Source organism: Paraburkholderia sp. GW821-FHT02A12 (genome assembly GCF_059422005.1).
Genome location: NZ_JBWKWA010000001.1, coordinates 2,441,268 through 2,460,702, shown reverse-complemented (window position 1 = coordinate 2,460,702; position 19,435 = coordinate 2,441,268). Strand labels below are relative to the sequence as shown.

At 64.7% G+C, this 19,435-nt stretch carries 17 protein-coding genes; 15 read left to right on the top strand and 2 right to left on the bottom strand.

The features are described 5' to 3' along the window. The first annotated feature begins 15 nt into the window (after positions 1-15). From dnaX to AC07WT_RS11020, 7 genes are all read left to right on the top strand, one after another. Positions 16-2,745, top strand: coding sequence for a DNA polymerase III subunit gamma/tau (gene dnaX, locus AC07WT_RS11050; protein WP_494947128.1), 2,730 nt, complete (start codon positions 16-18; stop codon positions 2,743-2,745). Between the two features lie 60 nt (positions 2,746-2,805). Next, positions 2,806-3,132 (top strand): YbaB/EbfC family nucleoid-associated protein, encoded by a 327-nt coding sequence (locus tag AC07WT_RS11045; RefSeq protein ID WP_006048866.1) that lies wholly within the window; start codon positions 2,806-2,808, stop codon positions 3,130-3,132. Positions 3,133-3,346: 214 nt separating this feature from the next. Then, entirely contained in the window at positions 3,347-3,943 is a 597-nt protein-coding gene (gene recR, locus AC07WT_RS11040; RefSeq protein ID WP_494947127.1) for a recombination mediator RecR, read from the top strand. A 94-nt stretch (positions 3,944-4,037) separates the two neighbouring features. Next, positions 4,038-5,270 carry a CaiB/BaiF CoA transferase family protein gene (locus AC07WT_RS11035; protein ID WP_494947126.1) on the top strand — a complete coding sequence of 411 codons (1,233 nt, stop codon included), beginning with the start codon at positions 4,038-4,040 and terminating at the stop codon, positions 5,268-5,270. 198 nt (positions 5,271-5,468) lie between these two features. Next, positions 5,469-6,506, top strand: coding sequence for an ABC transporter substrate-binding protein (locus AC07WT_RS11030; RefSeq protein WP_492592442.1), 1,038 nt, complete (start codon positions 5,469-5,471; stop codon positions 6,504-6,506). Between the two features lie 104 nt (positions 6,507-6,610). Next, complete coding sequence (locus tag AC07WT_RS11025) at positions 6,611-7,423, top strand: ABC transporter ATP-binding protein (protein ID WP_494948419.1); 813 nt, start codon at positions 6,611-6,613, stop codon at positions 7,421-7,423. Between the two features lie 73 nt (positions 7,424-7,496). Beyond that, positions 7,497-8,321 (top strand): ABC transporter permease, encoded by an 825-nt coding sequence (locus AC07WT_RS11020; protein WP_494947125.1) that lies wholly within the window; start codon positions 7,497-7,499, stop codon positions 8,319-8,321. 103 nt (positions 8,322-8,424) lie between these two features. Here the strand turns inward: AC07WT_RS11020 and AC07WT_RS11015 are convergent, their stop codons facing one another. After that, entirely contained in the window at positions 8,425-9,399 is a 975-nt protein-coding gene (locus AC07WT_RS11015) for an NADPH:quinone oxidoreductase family protein (RefSeq protein ID WP_494947124.1), read from the bottom strand. Positions 9,400-9,637: 238 nt separating this feature from the next. Between AC07WT_RS11015 and surE the strand changes: the two genes are divergently transcribed. From surE to rlmD, 6 genes are all read left to right on the top strand, one after another. Beyond that, a complete protein-coding gene (gene surE / locus AC07WT_RS11010) occupies positions 9,638-10,396 on the top strand; it encodes a 5'/3'-nucleotidase SurE (RefSeq protein ID WP_492592439.1) in 759 nt (252 codons plus the stop codon). Beyond that, the gene (locus tag AC07WT_RS11005) at positions 10,393-11,496 is read left to right on the top strand and encodes a protein-L-isoaspartate(D-aspartate) O-methyltransferase (RefSeq protein ID WP_494947123.1); all 1,104 of its coding nucleotides are present in this window, start codon (positions 10,393-10,395) and stop codon (positions 11,494-11,496) included. Before surE ends, AC07WT_RS11005 begins: the two co-directional genes overlap by 4 nt. A gap of 5 nt (positions 11,497-11,501) precedes the next feature. Further along, complete coding sequence (locus AC07WT_RS11000) at positions 11,502-12,443, top strand: peptidoglycan DD-metalloendopeptidase family protein (RefSeq protein ID WP_494947122.1); 942 nt, start codon at positions 11,502-11,504, stop codon at positions 12,441-12,443. A gap of 11 nt (positions 12,444-12,454) precedes the next feature. Continuing rightward, positions 12,455-13,537 carry an RNA polymerase sigma factor RpoS gene (gene rpoS, locus AC07WT_RS10995; protein ID WP_492592436.1) on the top strand — a complete coding sequence of 361 codons (1,083 nt, stop codon included), beginning with the start codon at positions 12,455-12,457 and terminating at the stop codon, positions 13,535-13,537. Positions 13,538-13,541: 4 nt separating this feature from the next. After that, positions 13,542-14,318 (top strand): 3'-5' exonuclease, encoded by a 777-nt coding sequence (locus AC07WT_RS10990; RefSeq protein ID WP_494947121.1) that lies wholly within the window; start codon positions 13,542-13,544, stop codon positions 14,316-14,318. 152 nt (positions 14,319-14,470) lie between these two features. Then, positions 14,471-15,889, top strand: coding sequence for a 23S rRNA (uracil(1939)-C(5))-methyltransferase RlmD (rlmD, locus tag AC07WT_RS10985; RefSeq protein ID WP_494947120.1), 1,419 nt, complete (start codon positions 14,471-14,473; stop codon positions 15,887-15,889). Positions 15,890-16,021: 132 nt separating this feature from the next. Here the strand turns inward: rlmD and AC07WT_RS10980 are convergent, their stop codons facing one another. After that, positions 16,022-16,882 carry an outer membrane protein assembly factor BamD gene (locus AC07WT_RS10980; RefSeq protein WP_494947119.1) on the bottom strand — a complete coding sequence of 287 codons (861 nt, stop codon included), beginning with the start codon at positions 16,880-16,882 and terminating at the stop codon, positions 16,022-16,024. A gap of 38 nt (positions 16,883-16,920) precedes the next feature. On the opposite strand from AC07WT_RS10980, the gene AC07WT_RS10975 reads away from it, so the two are divergent. Next, complete coding sequence (locus tag AC07WT_RS10975; RefSeq protein WP_494947118.1) at positions 16,921-18,198, top strand: RluA family pseudouridine synthase; 1,278 nt, start codon at positions 16,921-16,923, stop codon at positions 18,196-18,198. After that, positions 18,195-19,052 carry a peptidoglycan editing factor PgeF gene (gene pgeF, locus AC07WT_RS10970; protein WP_492592431.1) on the top strand — a complete coding sequence of 286 codons (858 nt, stop codon included), beginning with the start codon at positions 18,195-18,197 and terminating at the stop codon, positions 19,050-19,052. Before AC07WT_RS10975 ends, pgeF begins: the two co-directional genes overlap by 4 nt. The last annotated feature ends 383 nt before the right edge of the window (positions 19,053-19,435 follow it).

The window sequence follows — 19,435 nt, the reverse complement described above, 5'->3', positions numbered from 1 at the left end:
TGATACAATTTCCGGATGACCTATCAAGTTCTCGCACGCAAATGGCGGCCGAAGGATTTCGCTTCGCTCGTCGGACAGGAGCACGTGGTGCGCGCGCTCACGCACGCGCTCGACGGTGGCCGTCTGCATCATGCCTATTTGTTTACCGGCACCCGCGGCGTCGGCAAAACGACGCTGTCGCGCATCTTCGCCAAGGCGCTGAATTGCGAAACCGGTGTGACCTCGACGCCGTGCGGCGTGTGCCGCGCGTGTCGCGAGATCGATGAAGGCCGCTTTGTCGATTATGTCGAGATGGACGCGGCGAGTAATCGCGGCGTCGACGAAATGGCCGCGTTGCTGGAGCGGGCAGTTTATGCGCCGGTCGATGCGCGCTTCAAGGTCTACATGATCGACGAAGTGCACATGCTGACCAACCATGCGTTCAACGCGATGTTGAAGACGCTGGAAGAACCGCCGTCGCACGTCAAGTTCATTCTGGCCACCACTGACCCGCAGAAGATTCCGGTCACGGTGCTCTCGCGCTGTCTGCAATTCAATCTGAAGCAGATGCCGGCCGGGCACATCGTCTCGCATCTCGAACATATTCTCGGCGAAGAGCAGGTGCCGTTCGACGCCCAGGCGCTGCGCCTGCTCGCGCGCGCGGCCGATGGTTCGATGCGCGACGCGCTCTCGCTGACCGATCAGGCGATTGCCTATTCGGCCAATCAGGTCAGTGAAGATGCGGTGCGCGGAATGCTCGGCGCGCTCGATCAGAGCTATCTGATTCGTCTGCTCGGCGCGCTTGCCGACGGCGACGGCGCCGCGGTGCTGGCGGTCGCGGACGAGATGGCGTTGCGCAGCCTGTCGTTTTCGACAGCATTGCAGGATCTGGCGAGCTTGCTGCATCGGATCGCGTGGGCGCAATTCGCGCCGTCGTCGGTGCTGGACGAGTGGCCGGAGGCGGGCGATTTGCGTCGTTTTGCCGAAGCGCTGAGCGCCGAGCAGGTGCAGTTGTTTTATCAGATCGCGACGGTCGGCCGAAGCGAACTGGGTCTCGCTCCCGACGAATATGCCGGCTTCACGATGACGCTGTTGCGCATGCTGGCGTTCGAACCGGCGCCCACCGGCGGTGGCGGCGGGGCGGCGGGTTCAGGCCGCGCGGCGGGACCGTCGAATTCGAGCGGCGCTAAACGCGCCGATACGCCGGCGGTGGCTGCGTCGCAGGCGGCGGCGTCCGCGCGTCCGCCGGCGGTGCGTCCGGCAGATGCGGTTGCGCCGCGAGCTGCGTCGATTCCTGCGGCGCCGGCAGCGGGTGCTGCCTCATCAGTGCGCGAGCCGCGCATTGATGAGGCGACAGCAGCGAAGAGCGCTGAGCCTGAGGTAGCGGAGGCGTCGGACAAGCCCGCTGTGGAAAACGCGAGCGTGGCTGATGCGCCAAACGCAGCGGCTGAGGTCCGACCGGTTGACGCCGAAGCCAAGGGCCAGAAGCAACCGGAAGCCGCTCAAGTTACGGCGTCGATGGAGTCGACATCCGCGGCAAGCGAACCTGCCTCCCAGGCGTCGCAAAGCAATGCGTCCACGCTCGAGGCATCAGACGGCGTAGCGCCGGAATCGTCCGCCCATGTCGTCGCGCAGAACGCCACCCCGGCGCCGGACGCTGTCGAAATGGCCGCGGCGCCGAGCGAAGCGCCGGTGCAGCCCGCTCGCGAAGTAGCAGCCACGCAAGCCGAACAGGCCGCCGAGCCCGTCGGCAACGAACCATCCGCGGCAGACAGCGGCGCCGACGAAGCGCCCGCGCAACCGCCCGCCGCACCGGCCGCCGCCGCGACGGCAGGCGGCGAGGAAAGCTCGGCGGAGGCCGCAGCCGCAGCCGATATCCCGCCGCGCCGCGCGGGCGGCGCCAGCGCGGCGCTAGACGTCTTGCGCAGCGCCGGTTTGAAGGTCTCATCGGACCGTGGCCGCGCCTCTGCCGCGCCGATCGCCAAGCCTTCCACGCCGGCCACGCCGAAACCCGCCGCGCCGCGCGTCGTCGTGCCCGTGCCTACGCCGGGCGCCCCGCGCCGCGCGCCGCAGCAGGACACCGCACCCGCCGCGCGGGCGTCTTCGTCGCCGGCGCAAAGCAGCGGCGCGGAGCAGAGCGGCTCGCCGGTCCCGCCGTGGGACGACATGCCGCCCGACGATTACTTGCCGCTCTCGCCAGCGGACGAAGGCTATTACGGCCTGCCGGAAGACAATGATGTGCCTGTGTTCGACAGCGGCCCTGACGACGTCCGCGTAAGCGCCGCGGCGCCGTCCGCGCCCGCGCCGGTGGTCGACAAACGCCCGCTGCCGCCGGCCGTGCCGCTCGACCCGCTGGGCTTCGAAGGCGACTGGCCCGCGCTTGCCGTCGGCCTGCCGCTCAAAGGCATTTCGTACCAGTTGGCATTCAACAGCGAACTGATGGCCCTCGAAGGCGCCACGCTCAAGCTGAACGTGCCGGTGCCGCAGTACGCGGAAGCCTCGCAGGTCGCTAAACTGAAAACCGCGCTCGCCGAAAAGCTCGGCCGGAACGTCGAAGTGCTGGTCGAAGTCGGTCCGGCACGCCGCACCGCGGCCGCGCACGACGCCGCCATGCGCGCCCAGCGTCAGCAGGAAGCGGAGCGCGAGATCGGCGCCGATCCGTTCGTGCAGTCGCTGATCCGCGAGTTTGGCGCGAGCATCGTGCCCGGCTCGATCCGCCCGATTACGCAGGACGCCGGCCCGAACGGCGCGCCGTCCGCTCACTGATTCGCCGCGCCGTGGAGCGCCCGATTTCCGGATTTCACGCTATCAAGAAGGAGCATGTCCATGATGAAAGGCCAACTCGCCGGGCTGATGAAGCAAGCCCAGCAGATGCAGGAAAACATGAAGAAGATGCAGGAGCAACTCGCGCAGATCGAAGTCGAGGGGCAGTCGGGCGCCGGTCTCGTCAAGGTGACGATGACCTGCAAGAACGACGTGCGCCGCGTATCGATCGATCCGAGCCTGCTCGCGGACGACAAGGACATGCTGGAAGACCTCGTCGCCGCTGCGTTCAACGACGCCGTGCGCAAGGCCGAAGCCACCGCCCAGGAAAAGATGGGCGGCATGACCTCGGGCCTGCCGCTGCCGCCGGGCTTCAAGCTGCCGTTCTGAGCGCAGCCGCTGCAAGGCGGGACGAGCGCCGCGGCAGCTGCCGCCGCGGCGTCCGCTGAACGCACGAGTCACGTTCTTTGTGTGCTCGTCCCAGTTCGTCCTGGCTTGTCAGTCAGGCGCGCCCGCCTGATTCGCCTGCGCGCCGACGGAGCCGCATCGCTCCCGCTCTCTGGCAACATGACGGGCAACACCCACTTCGACGCCGCCGATCCGCATGAAACAACCTTCCGCCTTGTCGGCGCTCGTCGAAGCGCTGCGCGTGCTGCCCGGTGTCGGGCCGAAGTCCGCGCAACGCATGGCGTACCACCTGATGCAGCACGACCGCGACGGCGCCGAAAAGCTCGGCCGCTCGCTGCTGTTCGCGACCGAGCATCTGCAGCACTGCGAGAAGTGCAACACCTTTACCGAAGCGCAGATCTGCGAGGTCTGCCTCGATTCTGAGCGCGATCCCACGCTGCTGTGCGTCGTCGAGACGCCCGCCGACCAGATCATGCTCGAACAGACGATGACCTATCGCGGCCTCTATTTCGTACTGATGGGGCGGCTCAGTCCGCTCGACGGCATCGGCCCTAAGGAGATTCATTTCGACCGGCTGGTCAAACGCGCGTCGGACGGCATCGTCAAGGAAGTCGTGCTCGCGACCAATTTCACCAACGAAGGCGAGGCCACCGCGCATTACCTCGGGCAGACGCTCAAGGCGCGCGGGCTTGCCGTAACGCGCCTCGCGCGCGGCGTGCCGGTGGGCGGCGAACTCGAATACGTCGACGCCGGCACAATCGCCCGCGCGATGCTCGACCGGCGCTCGATGTAGCCGAGGCACTTGCTGCGCCCGCCGCGCCGACCAACCGCGCGCACCGCCGCGCACACCTTAAGCGACGCCGCCGGAATAGAACAAAGGAGACCCCATGAGCGCCATCCCCGAATCAAGCGCAACCGCCGCGCCCAAAGGCCCGCTCGCCGGCGTCAAGGTGCTCGAACTCGGCACGCTGATCGCCGGCCCGTTCGCCGCGCGCTTTCTCGGCGAGTTCGGCGCCGACGTCATCAAGATCGAAGATCCCAAAGGCGGCGACCCGCTGCGCAAATGGCGCAAGCTCTACCCGGAAGTCGGCGGCACGTCGCTGTGGTGGGCCGTGCAGGCGCGCAACAAGAAATCCGTGACGATCAATCTGAAAGCCGAAGAGGGCAAGGAGATCGTGCGGCGTCTCGCGAAAGAGGCGGATATCGTCGTCGAGAATTTCCGGCCCGGGCTGCTCGAGAAGCTTGGGCTCGGCTACGACGTGTTGTCCGCAGAGAATCCCAGCCTCGTGATGGTGCGTTTGTCCGGCTACGGCCAGACCGGACCGTATCGCGACCGGCCCGGATTCGGCGCGATTGCCGAATCAATGGGCGGCTTGCGCCACATCACAGGCTATCCCGACTTGCCGCCGCCGCGCATCGGCATTTCGATCGGCGACTCGATCGCCGCGCTGCATGGCGTGATCGGCGCGCTGATGGCGCTGCATCACAAGCAGGTGAACGGCGGCAAAGGGCAGGTCGTCGACGTCGCGCTGTACGAGGCCGTGTTCAACATGATGGAAAGCGTGGTGCCGGAATACGGCGTGTACGGCATGGTGCGCGAGCGCACCGGCGCGTCGCTGCCGGGCATCGTGCCGTCGAACACGTATCCGTGCCGCGACGGCAGCATCGTGATCGGAGGCAACAGCGATCCGATTTTCAAACGGCTGATGCTGGCGATCGAACGCGATGATCTGGCGAACGATCCCACGTTGGCGCACAACGACGGCCGCGTGCCGCGCACTCAGGAAATCGACGCCGCGATCGCCGCGTGGCTCGCCACGCGCACCATCGACGAAGCGCTCGCCGTACTGAATGCCGCCGACGTCCCGGTCGGCCGCATCTACAGCGTTGCCGACATGTTTACCGATCCGCAGTTCATCGCGCGTCAGATGATCCAGCGCTTCAAGTGGCAGGACGGCCAGGAAATCACGTTGCCGGCGGTCACGCCGAAGCTCTCGGAAACGCCCGGCGAAACCCGCTGGCTCGGCCCGGAACTGGGTGAACATACCGATGAAGTCCTGCAATCGCTAGGTTATGATGCAGACCACATTGCACGGTTGCATGCGCAACAGATAGTCTGAGTGAGTGTGGTTCGGGAGCGTTCGCCGCACGTGATTTGCCACCGTTCTGCAGGTCACGCGCCGCAAGCAGAGAGGCAAAGCCAGACGCAGACCAGGGACGTACACCAGGACGCAAGCGCCGCGCCCCCTGAACGCCGCGGCAAAAGACAAAAATGCTGAACAAAAAAGCTGGACAACAAAAGTTGGAGAGTACGGACCATGCAACGCAGAACCTTCCTCGCCGGTAGCGCCGCCCTCGCAGGCGTCACGCTTGCGGCCACGCCGCTCGCCTTCGCGCAGGGCAAACCTGAAACCACGAAGGTGGCGATCGCTGTCGGCGGCAAGAATCTGTTCTATTACTTGCCGCTCACCATTGCCGAGCGCCGCAATTACTTCAAGGACGAAGGCCTCGAAGTCGAAATCTCCGATTTCGCCGGCGGCTCGCAAGCGCTGAAGGCGGCGGTCGGCGGCAGCGCGGACGTGGTCTCCGGCGCGTTCGAACACACCTTGCTGCTGCAGGCGCAAAAGCAGTCGTTCCGTGAATTCGTGCTGCAAGGACGCGCGCCGCAGATCGTGCTCGCCGTGTCGAAGAAGGCGATGCCGAACTACAAGTCGATCGCCGATCTGAAGGGTAAGAAAATCGGCGTGACCGCGCCGGGTTCGTCGACCTCGATCATGGCGAGCTTTGTGCTGGCGAAGGCCGGGCTGACCGCGAAAGACGTGTCATTCATCGGCGTGGGCGCCGGAGCGGGCGCGATCGCCGCGTTGCAGTCGGGCCAGATCGATGCGATCGCCAATCTCGACCCCGTGATGACCAGGCTCGAAAGGACCGGCGAGATCCGCGTCGTGTCGGACACGCGCACGCTCGCCGATACTCGCAGCGTATTCGGCGGCGATATGCCGGCAGGGTGCCTGTACGCGTCGCAGAGCTTCATCACGAAGAATCCGAACACCACGCAGGCGTTGACCAACGCGATGGTGCGCGCGCTCAAGTGGTTGCAAACGGCGACCGGCAGCGAGCTGATCAACACGGTGCCGGAAGGCTATCTGCTCGGCGACCGCGCGGTATATCTGGACGCGTGGCAGCACGTGAAGGAGGCGATGTCGCCGGATGGACTGATGCCCGCCGACGGCCCGGCTACCTCGCTGAAAACCTTGCAGGCGTTCGATCCGGCGGTGCAGGGCAAGCCGATCGATCTGTCGAAGACGTGGACCAACGACTTCGTCAAGAAAGCGTTGGCCACCGTCAAGGCGTAAGCCTTTACCTGCGGGGGCAAGGGTGGCCGCGCAGCGCGTTCGCCTTGACCACCGCAGTCGCGATAACAGACAAACCGAAACCGATCTTCGAAGCGAGTCGAATGATGACCGTTGCCGCGCTGGCGCTCGAGAACATCACCTGCACGTTTGCCGCACGCGATAACCGCGCGCAGCGCTACACGGCAGTCAAGGACACCACCTTGCGCATCGCGCCGGGCGAATTCGTTTCGGTAGTCGGTCCGACCGGCTGCGGCAAATCCACTTTGCTGAATGTCGGCGCCGGTTTGCTGGACCCGTCGTCAGGCGTGGTCAACGTATTCGGCGAGCCGCTCAAGGGCATCAACCGGCGCGCCGGCTACATGTTCCAGGCCGATGCGCTGATGCCGTGGCGCTCCGCAATCGACAACGTGATGGCCGGCCTCGCATTCCAGGGTGTGCCGCCGGCCGCAGCGCGCAGCAAAGCTGACGAGTGGCTCAAACGCGTCGGTCTCGGCGGTTTCGGCGACCGCTATCCGCATCAGCTGTCGGGCGGCATGCGCAAGCGCGTCGCGATGGCGCAGACGCTGATTCTCGACCCTGACATCATCCTGATGGACGAGCCGTTTTCCGCGCTCGATATCCAGACGCGTCAGTTGATGGAAAACGAGCTGCTCGACCTGTGGGTCGCCAAACGCAAGGCGGTGCTGTTCATCACGCACGATCTCGACGAAGCGATCGCGATGTCCGATCGCGTGGTGGTGCTCTCAGCCGGACCAGGCACGCGTCCGATCGGCGAGTTTACGATCGACTTGCCGCGTCCGCGTGACGTCGCCGAGATTCGCTCGCATCCGCGTTTCGTCGAGTTGCACGCGCAGATCTGGAGCGTGCTGCGCGACGAGGTGCTCAAGGGGTACCAGCAACAACTCACGGCCGTTTAACCGCGTCCGGGCGGTTGTGTCCTGTAGTTGCGCTTCGCAGTTACGTCAATTAACCGTGTAAGGCAATCGATCCATGTGGAAGACGTTGCGCCCGAACCGGGCGAACCTGGTGATCTGGCAGTGGCTTCTGCTCGTGCTGTGCTTCGTGCTCTGGTACGTGCTGACCAGCCCGACGCTGCTGCCGGCATTCTATTTCGACGACCCGAACAAGGCCGCGTTCTTCTTCGGCGAGCCGCAGAGGGTGCTGCAGCGGATCTGGGAATGGTTCACGGGCGGCGAGATCTATCTGCATCTGTGGATCACGCTGATCGAAACCGTGCTGGCGTTCACACTCGGCACTGCGCTGGGGCTGGGCGTCGGCCTGTGGCTCGCGCTGTCGCCGCTCGCGAGCGCGCTGTTCGACCCGTACATCAAGGCCGCCAACTCGATGCCGCGCGTGATTCTCGCGCCGATCTTCGGCGTGTGGTTCGGTCTCGGGATCTGGTCGAAGGTCGCGCTGGGCGTCACGCTGGTGTTCTTTATCGTGTTCTTCAACGTCTATCAGGGTGTGAAGGAAGTCAGCCCGGTCGTGCTCGCCAACGCGCGCATGCTCGGTGCGAACCGCAAGCAGTTGCTGCGCTTCGTGTATCTGCCGAGCGCGATGAGCTGGGTGTTTTCGAGCCTGCATACATCGGTGGGGCTCGCGTTCGTCGGTTCGGTGGTCGGCGAGTATCTCGGCTCGGCACGCGGCGTCGGTTATCTGATCTTGCAGGCCGAAGGCACCTTCGATATCAATACCGTGTTCGCCGGGATTCTGGTGCTGACCGCGTTCGCGCTGATTCTCGATGCCATCGTCGGGATCGGCGAGCGGCGTCTGATGAAATGGCAACCGAAAACGGGCGAGACGGAAAAGCTCTAACGCGGGCACGCGGTCCAGATAAAAAAGCGCACGGTTCGCAAGCCGCGCGCTTTTGTTCGCATCTTCCACAAGTGCTTCGTAAGCGCACCGTGGCGCACCGTGGTCAAGGCGTAATCACCACCTTGCCGATCACGCGGCGCTCCGCCATGTCGCGCAACGCGCGGCCGGTGTCTTCGAGCGAATAGCGCGCCGACACGTAGGGCTTGAGCTTGCCTTCGCCAATCCAGCCGACCATCTGCTCGAACGCGGCATGATTGTGTTGTGGCTCGCGTTTCGCAAAGTCACCCCAGAACACGCCGACGATGCTCGCGCCTTTGAGCAGCGTCAGATTGAGCGGCAGCTTCGGAATCTCGCCGTTCGCGAAGCCGACCACCAGATAGCGCCCGCGCCAGCCGATGCTGCGAAACGCCGGTTCTGCGTACACGCCGCCGACCGGATCGTAGATCACGTCCGGACCTTTGCCGCCGGTGAGCGCCTTGATGCGTTCGCGCAGGTCTTCGGTGCTGTAGTTGATGGTGGCGTCGGCGCCGTGCTCCACGCAGACGGCGAGCTTTTCATCGCTAGACGCCGCCGCGATCACGCGTGCGCCGAGCGCCTTGCCGATTTCGACCGCCGCCAGCCCGACGCCGCCTGCCGCGCCCAGAACCAGCATCGTCTCGCCGGCCTTCAACTCGCCCCGGTCGACCACCGCATGGTGCGACGTGCCATAGGCCAGCGTGAACGCGGCTGCCAGCTCGAATTCGACGCCATCGGCAAGCGGCACGCACGCCGCTGCGGGCGCCCGCGCCTGCTCGGCAAAGCCGCCAGAACCGGTGAACGCGACCACGCGCGAACCCGGCTTGAACTGGGCGACCTCCGCGCCGACCGCACGCACAATACCCGCGACTTCGGAGCCCGGCGTAAACGGTAGCGGTGGTTTGAACTGGTATTTGTTCTCGATGATCAAGACGTCGGGAAAATTGACGGCCGCGGCTTTGACGTCGATCACGACGTGACCGGGCGGCGGTTCGAGGTCCGGCAGATTTTCGACGACCAGGCTCTCCGGCGGCCCGTACTGATTACAGCGAATCGCGCGCATCGTGTCTCCATATCGATCAGGGTTCCCCAAGGAGACTTCCTTCGGGGCGTCGCAAGTAGTCTGAGTGTAAAGCAAGCAGCACGACCGTGCGTTTTTATTGCGTGAGGCCGGCTCGTTGCGTCCCCGATGAGTGCCCGCCGGGTGCTCGACGCGTGCTCGACGCGTGCGCTTTGTATGCGCCGTGCGCGCCGCCTTCCGTGTCGTTCGCGCGTCTTCTTTCCTCGGTTACAATCGCCGCATGCGAATCCTACTCAGCAATGACGACGGTTATCTGGCGCCCGGCCTTGCCGCGCTTTACGAAGCGCTCAAGCCGATCGCGGACGTCACCGTGATGGCCCCCGAGCAGAACTGCAGCGGCGCGTCCAATTCATTGACGCTGTCGCGGCCGCTCTCGGTGCTGCGCTCGGCGAATGGTTTCTATTATGTGAACGGCACGCCCACCGACTCTGTGCACATCGCGCTGACGGGCATGCTGGACCACACGCCGGACCTCGTCGTCTCGGGCATCAACAACGGCCAGAACATGGGCGAGGACACGCTCTATTCGGGCACCGTCGCCGCCGCCACTGAAGGCATCATGTTCGGCGTGCCGGCCATCGCGTTCTCGCTGGTCGACAAGGACTGGGTGCATCTCGAAGACGCGGCTCGCGTCGCTGCGGAGATCGTCGCGCATTACCTCGAGCAGCCGCTGCCGGGGCATCCGTTGCTGAACATCAATATTCCGAACCTGCCGTACGAGCAGCTCGGCGGCTGGCACATCACGCGGCTCGGCAAGCGCCACCCGTCGCAGCCGGTGATCCGCCAGACCAACCCGCGCGGCGAACCGATCTACTGGATCGGCCCGTCGGGCAGCGCGCGCGACGCCAGCGAAGGCACCGATTTCCACGCTGTCGCGAACGGCCACGTGTCGATCACGCCGTTGCAGCTCGACCTGACCCACACGCAAATGCTGCCCGCAGCGCGCGACTGGGCGCGCGCCGGCAGCGGCGCTTCATGACCGGCGAGCGCGCAAAGCGCTTTCCGCTCGGTCTCGAGGACCTGGTGCGCGAACCGCGCCGGCCCGAAGGGCGCCCGGGCGAAGTGCGCGCGGCGGCACTCGCCGCAAGTGCTGCGCTCAATGCACGCCAGCAACCGGCGAAGAATTCGCCGCTCGGCTCCGCGGTCAAGCCTAAAGCAAAGTCTCAAGCGAAGCCGCAGACCGGAGCGCAGGCTCAGCCGCAAGCGAAGCCTCAGGTAAAAACGCAGGTAAAAACGCAGGTAACGACCCAGGTTAAGCCCCAAGTTAAGCCCCAGGTTAAGCCCCAGGTCCAGCCGCAACCCAAACCACAGGCGAAAGCCGCCGCACAGATTTCGACTGCGCGCGCCGCGCCAAAAGCGGCGCTGCCGGGCAAACCCGCTGCCAAACCCAGCGAGCGCGCCGCCGCACCGAACGTTGCTCTGAACGGCGCATTGGCGTTGACTTCGGAACGGGTTCGCGAACGGATGGTCGAACGCCTGCGAGCGAACGGCGTGACCGATCAGCGCGTGCTGAACGCGATGTCGGTGGTGCCGCGCCACATGTTCGTCGACCCGGGCCTCGCGGCTCAGGCCTATGAAGATGCCGCGCTGCCGATCGGCCATCACCAGACGATTTCCAAGCCCTCGGTAGTCGCCCGGATGATCGAGCTGGCCGCAGCGGGCCGCGCGCTGAACAACGTGCTCGAAATCGGTACCGGTTGCGGTTATCAGGCAGCCGTGCTGAGCCAGGTCGCGCGCGATGTCTATTCGATCGAACGCATCAAGCCGCTGTCCGAACGCGCGAAGACGAACTTGCGCCCGCTGCGCATACCGAACATCCGGCTGCACTACGGCGATGGCCGCCTCGGGTTGCCGTCGGCGGCGCCGTTCGATGCGATCGTGATTGCCGCGGCCGGGCTCGATGTACCGCAAGCCTTACTTGAACAACTCGCGATTGGCGGCCGTCTGGTCGCGCCGGTCGGCTCGCAGGACGGCCAGAACCAGGTGCTGACTCTGGTCGAGCGCCTCGGACCCGCGCAGTGGCGCGAGTCGCGGCTTGATCGCGTTTTCTTTGTACCCTTAAAATCCGGAGTGATTTGACACCGATGAGTATGTTGCGCGCGATGCAAAGACCCAGCCTGAATGTCCCCATGACCGTAACCCAGCGTAGCGTGTGCGTGCTCGCCTTGTCCCTGTTGATGACGGCCTGTGCTTCCCGGCTCGATCAGGCGCCTGTCGTCGATCGCTCCGGTGGCGGCGCGCTCAGTACGCAAACCGCGCAGCAACCGGCTGTGCCGCTCGGACCGCCGCCGCCCGGTTACTACCGCGTGAAGCCGGGCGACACGCTGTATCGGATCGCGTTGGAGAACGGCCAGAACTACCGCGATATCTCGGCGTGGAACAATCTCACCAATCCGAATCAGATCGAAGTCGATCAGTTGCTGCGCGTGGTGCCGCCGGGCGCCAACACCGCCGCGCTGACGCCGGGCGTCACGACCGCGCCGATCGGCAGCGGCGGCGCGGTGCAAAGCGCGCCGCTCGGCAGCACGGCGCCGTCGACGGGCGCAGCAGCAGGCGTCGCAGCGGCGCCGCCCATCTATGGTTCGGGTTCGAACGGCGCCTCGCTGACGCCGCCGGCCAATCAAGGCGCCGCGAGCGACTCGACCTCCGGCGCGTCCGGCAACGTCGCGTTCGCATGGCCGGTGCGCGGCCCGCTGCTCGGCACCTTCAACGACTCGACCAACAAGGGCGTCAATATCGGAGGCGCGTCGGGCGACACAGTCAAGGCTTCGGCGGACGGCCGGGTGGTTTATGCAGGAAATGGGCTGCGTGGTTACGGCAATCTCATTATCATCAAGCATGATGCAACTTATCTCACCGCGTATGCACACAACCGCGCTTTGATGGTAAAAGAGGGGGATGCGGTGACCAAAGGGCAGAAGATCGCTGAGATGGGCAATAGCGATTCCGACCGTGTGATGTTGCATTTCGAAGTTCGCCGGCAGGGTAAACCTGTCGACCCACTGAAGTATTTGCCGCCGCAATAAGCGATACGACCATGCCGAAACCGAAGCGCCGCCCGCCGCAAGCCGAGTCTGAAACGATCAGCCGTGCCACGTCCGCGTTGGTGGACGAAGGTAGCGCTTCGGAAGTCGAAGAAGAGATCGTGGAAGAGCGCGACCTCGACGAGCGCCAGGCCGGCGTGGAAGATGCCGGCGACGCGCGCGAAAGCGCGAGCGAAGCCGTGCCGGACGCGGACGATTTCCGCGCGCTGCTGCAAGCCGAGCTGACGGCCGACACGATCCAGCACTACCTGAACCGTATCAGCGTCAAACCGCTTCTGACCGTCGAAGAAGAGCAGAAGTATTCGCGCCTTGCCAAGGCGGGCGAGTTCGACGCCCGGCAGGTGATGATCGAGCGTAATTTGCGGCTCGTCGTCAGCATTGCGAAGGGCTACCTGAACCGCGGCGTGCCGCTGCTCGATCTGATCGAAGAGGGCAACCTCGGTCTGATGCACGCGATCGAGAAGTTCGATCCCACACGCGGCTTCCGGTTTTCGACGTATGCCACCTGGTGGATTCGCCAGAGCATCGAGCGCGCAATCATGAACCAGGCGCGCACCGTGCGTTTGCCGGTGCACGTGATTCGTGAGCTCAATCAGGTGCTGCGCGCCAAGCGCCATCTGGAAAAAAATTCGATGAATTCGGGCGAAGCGGCAGAGCGCCGCGACGCCAGCATCGACGACATTGCCTATCTGACCGGCAAGACCACCGACGAAGTCACCGACATCCTCGCGTTGAACGAGCACACCGCATCGCTTGACGCGCCGCTCGACCTGGACCCGGCGAGCAGCCTGCTCGATCTGCTGTCTGACGATCAGAGCCAGTCGCCAGACGCCGAGGTGCAGCACCGCGAGCTGGAAACGCTCACACGCGCGTGGCTCGCACGGTTGTCGGACAAGCATCGTCATGTGATCGAGCGGCGGTTTGGGCTGAACCACATCGAGCCGGCCACGCTCGAAGAACTGGCCGATGAAATGGGCCTCACGCGCGAGCGTGTGCGCCAGATCCAGCAGGAAGCGCTGGTGCGGTTGAAGCGCTTCTTTGCCTCTAACGGTGTGCGCAAGGACGCCGTTCTCTAATTCAATGACACCGATCCTGGTTTTCGACATCGAGACGATTCCCGATGTCGCCGGCATTCGCCGCCTCGAAGATTTGCCCGCCACGCTGAGCGACGCCGCAGTCGCCGAGCACGCGTTCGCCGCGCGTCGCGAAAAGACCGGCAGCGATTTTCTGCCGCATCACCTGCAACGGATCGCAGCGATTTCCTGCGTATTCCGCGACAACAACGGTTTCCGGGTGCGCTCGCTCGGCACGCCGGAAGATGGCGAGGCCGCGCTAGTGCAATCGTTTTATCGCGTGATCGAGAAATACACACCGCAGCTCGTATCGTGGAACGGCGGCGGTTTCGACTTGCCGGTGCTGAATTACCGCGCGCTGGTCAATGGCATTCCGGCCTACCGTTTCTGGGATCTCGGCGAGGACGATCGCGAGTTCAAGTGGAACAACTACATCAGCCGCTACCACGCCCGTCACACGGATCTGATGGACGTGCTGGCGATGTATCAGGCGCGCGCCAATGCGCCGCTCGATGCGCTCGCCAGGATGTGTGGTTTTCCCGGCAAGATGGGCATGGACGGCAGCCAGGTGTGGCACGCGTATCAGGAAGGCCGCATCGAGGAGATCCGTAACTACTGCGAGACTGACGTCGTCAACACGTATCTGCTGTATTGCCGTTTCCAGCTAGTCCGCGGCGCGTTTTCCGCCGAAGAGTATGCTGACGAGATCACGCTGGTGAAAAACGCGCTCGCGCTGGAGACGGCGCCGCAATGGGCCGAGTACCTGGCAGCGTTCGATAACTAGTCAGTGGGTGAAGCGGTTCGCCGTACGCTAATCGAGAGCGCGGCGCCCAGCACATGCTGCGGTCATGACATCGTGGCCGCGCCAAATCGTTGGCAAAGGCGGAGCTTCGTCTACAATCTCGCCTTTCTCCCAAGTTTGTCAGGAAGTTGCAGGTGTCCCGAACTGCCCCCCATCGTCGCCCGCCGAAGCGCCAGAAGGCGCCCGCTCCGGTGCGTGCGCCCGTCATCACCGGTGACGAGCCGGTCATCGAAATCGTTTCGCTCGATATGGAAGCGCGCGGCGTTGGCCGCACCGAGGGCGAAGGCGGCGCGCCCGGCAAGGTCATCTTTGTCGAAGGCGCATTGCCCGGTGAGCGCGTCAGCTACGCGACTCATCGCAGCAAGCCGAAATACGAGCAGGCCGAGGTCGTCGAGGTGCTGCGCGAAAGCGTGGCCCGCACCACGCCGAAATGCGCGTACTTCAGCATCTGCGGCGGCTGTTCGATGCAGCATCTCGACATCCGCGCGCAGGTGGCGGTCAAGCAGCGCGTGCTCGAAGACAATCTCCAGCATCTCGCCAGGCTTCGCCCGGAAACCGTGTTTCGGCCGATTCACGGGCCGTCTTGGGGTTATCGCTATCGCGCGCGTCTGGCGGTGCACTACCTGCCGGAAAAGGGCGGCATGCGTATCGGCTTTCACGAGAAGAAGAGCAGCTACATCGCCGACATGAAGACTTGCGAGGTGTTGCCGCCGCATGTGTCGGCGATGCTGATGCCGCTGCGCTTCATGGTCCGCAAGCTGTCGATCTACGACCGCATGCCGCAGCTCGAACTCGCGGTCGGCTCGTCGGTCACCGCGCTGGTGGTGCGCAACCTCGAGCCGCTCACGGAAGCCGACGAACAGGTGCTGCGCGATTTCGCCGACGAGCACAAGGTGCAGTTCTGGCTGCAGCCGAAGGGTCCCGACACGGTCACGCCGTTCTATCCGCTCGACGTGGAACTGGATTACACGCTGCCGGAATACAACATCCGGATGCCGTTCAAGCCGACCGACTTCACCCAGGTGAATCACGCGATCAACCGCGTGCTGGTGAGCCGCGCGCTGCGGCTGCTCGCGCCGGCGCGCACGGACCGCGTGCTCGATCTGTTCTGCGGGATCGGCAACTTCACGCTGCCGCTTGCGCGGATTTCGAAGGAGGTGGTCGGCATTGAAGGCAGCGAGGTGCTGACCTCGCGCGCGCTGGCCAATGCCGAACTGAACGGCGTGGCGGGCCATACGTCGTTCGCGTGCCGCAATCTGTTCGAAGTCACCGCCGACGACATGCGCGCGCTCGGCCATTTCGACAAATTTCTCGTCGATCCGCCGCGCGAAGGCGCGCTGGCCGTGGCGAAGGCGTTGGCCGAGATCGCGCAGAGCGGCAATGGGCCGCTGCCCAGGCGGATTGTCTACGTGTCGTGCAATCCGGCGACACTCGCGCGCGACGCCGGTCTGCTGGTGCACGAGGCAGGCTATCGGCTGGTCGGCGCGGGCGTGGTGAACATGTTCCCGCACACGTCGCATGTGGAGTCGATTGCGTTGTTCGAGCGGGATTGAGGCAATGGATTGAAGCAGGGGCTTGAAGCAGGAGCTTGAAGCAGGAGCCCCAAATCAGAGCGACGTAGCCGGCACAAACAAAAACGCCACGACTTCGGTCGTGGCGTTTTTGTTTTCAGCGCGTGGCGGGACTTAGAACTGCCACCACGACTTTTCCTTACCCGGCCTTGCATGCCCGGTGATATACGGGCTGTCGGGGAAGGTGCCGGCCAGCACGCGCTTGGTGTCGTCGGCCAGTTGCGGCTGATTCAGCTTCTCGTACGACAGCATCATGATGTGCAGCGCGTCTTCGATCGCCGGTGCGTTCTTGTATTCCTTCAACGCCAACTGTGCGCGGTTGATCGCGGCGACATAGGCGCCACGGCGGTAGTAGTAATCCGCCGCGTGGACTTCGTGCGACGCCAGCGCGTTCACGATGTAACGCATGCGTTGCGCGGCGTCCGGCGCGTACTTGCTGTTCGGATAGCGGTCGACCACGATCTTGAACGCGTCATACGATTCACGCAGCGACTTCGGATCGCGCTCGCTCATGTCCTGGCCGGAGAAGCGGCCGAACAGACCGAGGTCGTCGTTGAAGTGGATCATGCCCTTCAGGTAGTACGCGTAGGCAATGTCCGGATGATCCGGGTGCAGCTGGATGAAGCGGTCGATCGCCTGGTCGGCGGCGGCGTTTTCATTGTCTTTCCAGTTGCAATACGCAACGTTGATCTGCGCTTGCTGGGCGAAGTGGCCGAACGGATCGCGGCCCTCGAGCATCTCGAAATACTTGGCGCACTTGCCGAAGTCGCCACCGGACAGGGCGTCGTTCGCCTCCGTATATAATTTGTTGTTGTTCCACGTAGCTGTTTCGTCGGTCTTTTCCGGCAGGCCGTGACAAGCCGCAACAACGGCGACGGCTGCGGCGCACGCAATGTATCCGGCCACTTTCCGGGCTGCCTTCTTGATGGCCGCCAAATTGATCGCCGCTTTAGTGATGGTGTTCAAGGCTCGCATTTTCCAGTCTAGCTTTACGTCCAGGTGACCCAGACTCAATGACCCGCTCAAATACTCCAGGTACCGCTACCGGCGCCGGGAATAGCAACGAAGATTATAGCTTAAGCGCTGACCCCTCCGACGCGTTGGGCGTCGATTCGCTCGACGACGACCTCGGCAGCGACGCGCTCGCCGCCGCCGGCGAGCCCGGCATCGTGCCGACCGTGGCCGGCCGCGTCGCGGACGAAACGCCGCGCAGCGTCACCGTGCCCGACGAACTGGCCGGCGAGCGCCTCGACAAGGTGCTCGCCCGGGTGTTTCCCGAGTTCTCGCGCAACCGGCTGCAAAGCTGGATCGAGGCGGAGCGCGTGCGTATCGACGGCAAGCCGGCCAGGATCCGTCAGCCGGTGCCGCTCGGCGCGACCATCGAGCTCGTGCCCGATCTGCTGCCCGAACAGCTCGCGTTCACACCCGAGCCGGTTCCGCTCGAGATCGTCTATGAGGACGACACGCTGGTGGTCATCAACAAGCCGGCCGGCATGGTCGTGCATCCGGCCGCCGGCAACTGGAGCGGCACGGTGCTGAACGGTCTGCTGTACCGCTATGGCGACGCCGCCGCGGGCCTGCCGCGCGCGGGCATCGTGCATCGGCTCGACAAGGAAACCTCCGGTTTGATGGTGGTCGCGCGCACGCTCGAGGCGCAGACCGATCTGGTGCGTCAGCTGCAGGCGCGCACGGTCAAGCGCCGCTACCTCGCGCTGGTGTGGGGCAACATGCCCGAAGAAGGCACGATCGACGCGCCGATCGGCCGCGACCCGCGTGAACGCACGCGCATGGCGGTCGTCAAGAGCGCGTCGGGCAAACCGGCGCGCACGCATTTCCGGCGCGTCGAAACGGCGATCTGGCAGCGTCAGCCGGTCACCGCGATTCATTGCGACCTGGAAACCGGCCGCACCCATCAGATTCGCGTCCATTGCGCGCACATCGGCCATCCGCTGCTGGGCGACCCGGTGTACGGGCGCGCACGCGGCAAGCGCTCGGTCACGCCGCTGCCGGACGGCTTCGCGCGCCAGGCGCTGCATGCGTGGCGCCTCGGGCTGATCCATCCGCAAACCGGCCGGACGATGCAATGGCGCGCGGATGTGCCGGAAGACATGGCGGTGCTGTCGGCCGCGCTCGGCCTGGGGCGCGACGATGCCGGCGAGTTCGACGAGACGTACTATGAGGACGAGGACTACGATGCGTCGCTCGACGAAGACATCGACGAAGACGGCGCACCCGGCCACGACGACGAAGCCGCCGAACACCACGAGGACGACGAGGACGACCACGCATGAGCTTGCCCGAGCTGACCTTTGCCGATGTTGTGCAACCCGCATGGAACGTATCGCCGCGCGTGCGTGCGCTCGTCACGACGCGCAATGGCGGTGTGAGTGAGCCGCCGTTCGGCCGTTGGCACGACGGCATGGATCAGCCCGGCGGCCTGAACCTCGGCATGAAAGCCGGCGACGATCCCGCCGCGGTCGCCGCCAACCGCGCGCGTCTGCTTGCGCTGGCGGGCGTCGGCGAGGCTGCCTGGCTCGCGCAGATTCACTGCGCCGGCATCGTGCGCGCGGAAGATGTGCTGGCGCAAACTCGCGCGAGCGGCGCGCCGACGCAAGCCGATGCGAGCGTCACCGATCGGCCCGGCACGGTATGCGTCGTGATGGTGGCCGACTGCATGCCGGTGCTGTTGTGCGATGAGGCGGGGCGTGCGGTTGGCGCGGCTCATGCGGGATGGCGCGGCCTCGCGGCAGGCATCGTCGAACAGACCGCGCAGCGCGTCGCGGGTCTGGCCGGCGTCGATGCCGCTTCGCTGCATGCGTACCTCGGTCCGGCGATCGGACCCGACGCTTTCGAGGTGGGTGCAGACGTGCGTGACGCCTTCATGAACGGTGTCGGCGGCGCGCAACGCGATGCCACCGCGGATGCGTTCGTTGCCCATCCGCAAAACGCAGGCAAATACCTGGCCAATCTCGCGGCGCTCGCGCGCTTGCGTTTGCAGCGGCTCGGCATCAGCCGGATTGTCGGCGGCGACCTTTGCACGGTCACGCAACGCGAGCGTTTCTATTCCTATCGCCGCGACCGCGAAACGGGGCGCATGGCCGCGCTGATCTGGCTGGACGATCAGGCGCAGACCATCGCGGACTAGCGAACGAACCGCGTGGCGGCAGCCGGTGCGGCCACGTGTGCGCTAGCGCGCAGAGCATGTCTGCTGAGATGCGTATGAGGGTTTGTTCGGAGGCGCAGCAGGCTTTTTTGCTGCGCTGCCGGAATTCGTCGGACAAGCGTAAATCCGCCGCGAAAAGCATGGGTACGCGCACGGATGAGCGCGTATAAGCCCATGCCAAATGGGAGCTTTTTCCTTGGTGAGTCCATGTGGCGAACCATGTTCAAAAGCGCGATCTGCTACACAGGGAAAACGATAATTAAAAAAATATCGCACTGCGGCAAAATCGGGAACAAGCATTGACATGCCTTGCAATGGGGAGCAAGAATGTTCCTCACACATGGAGCAGGGCGTGACGAGGTCGC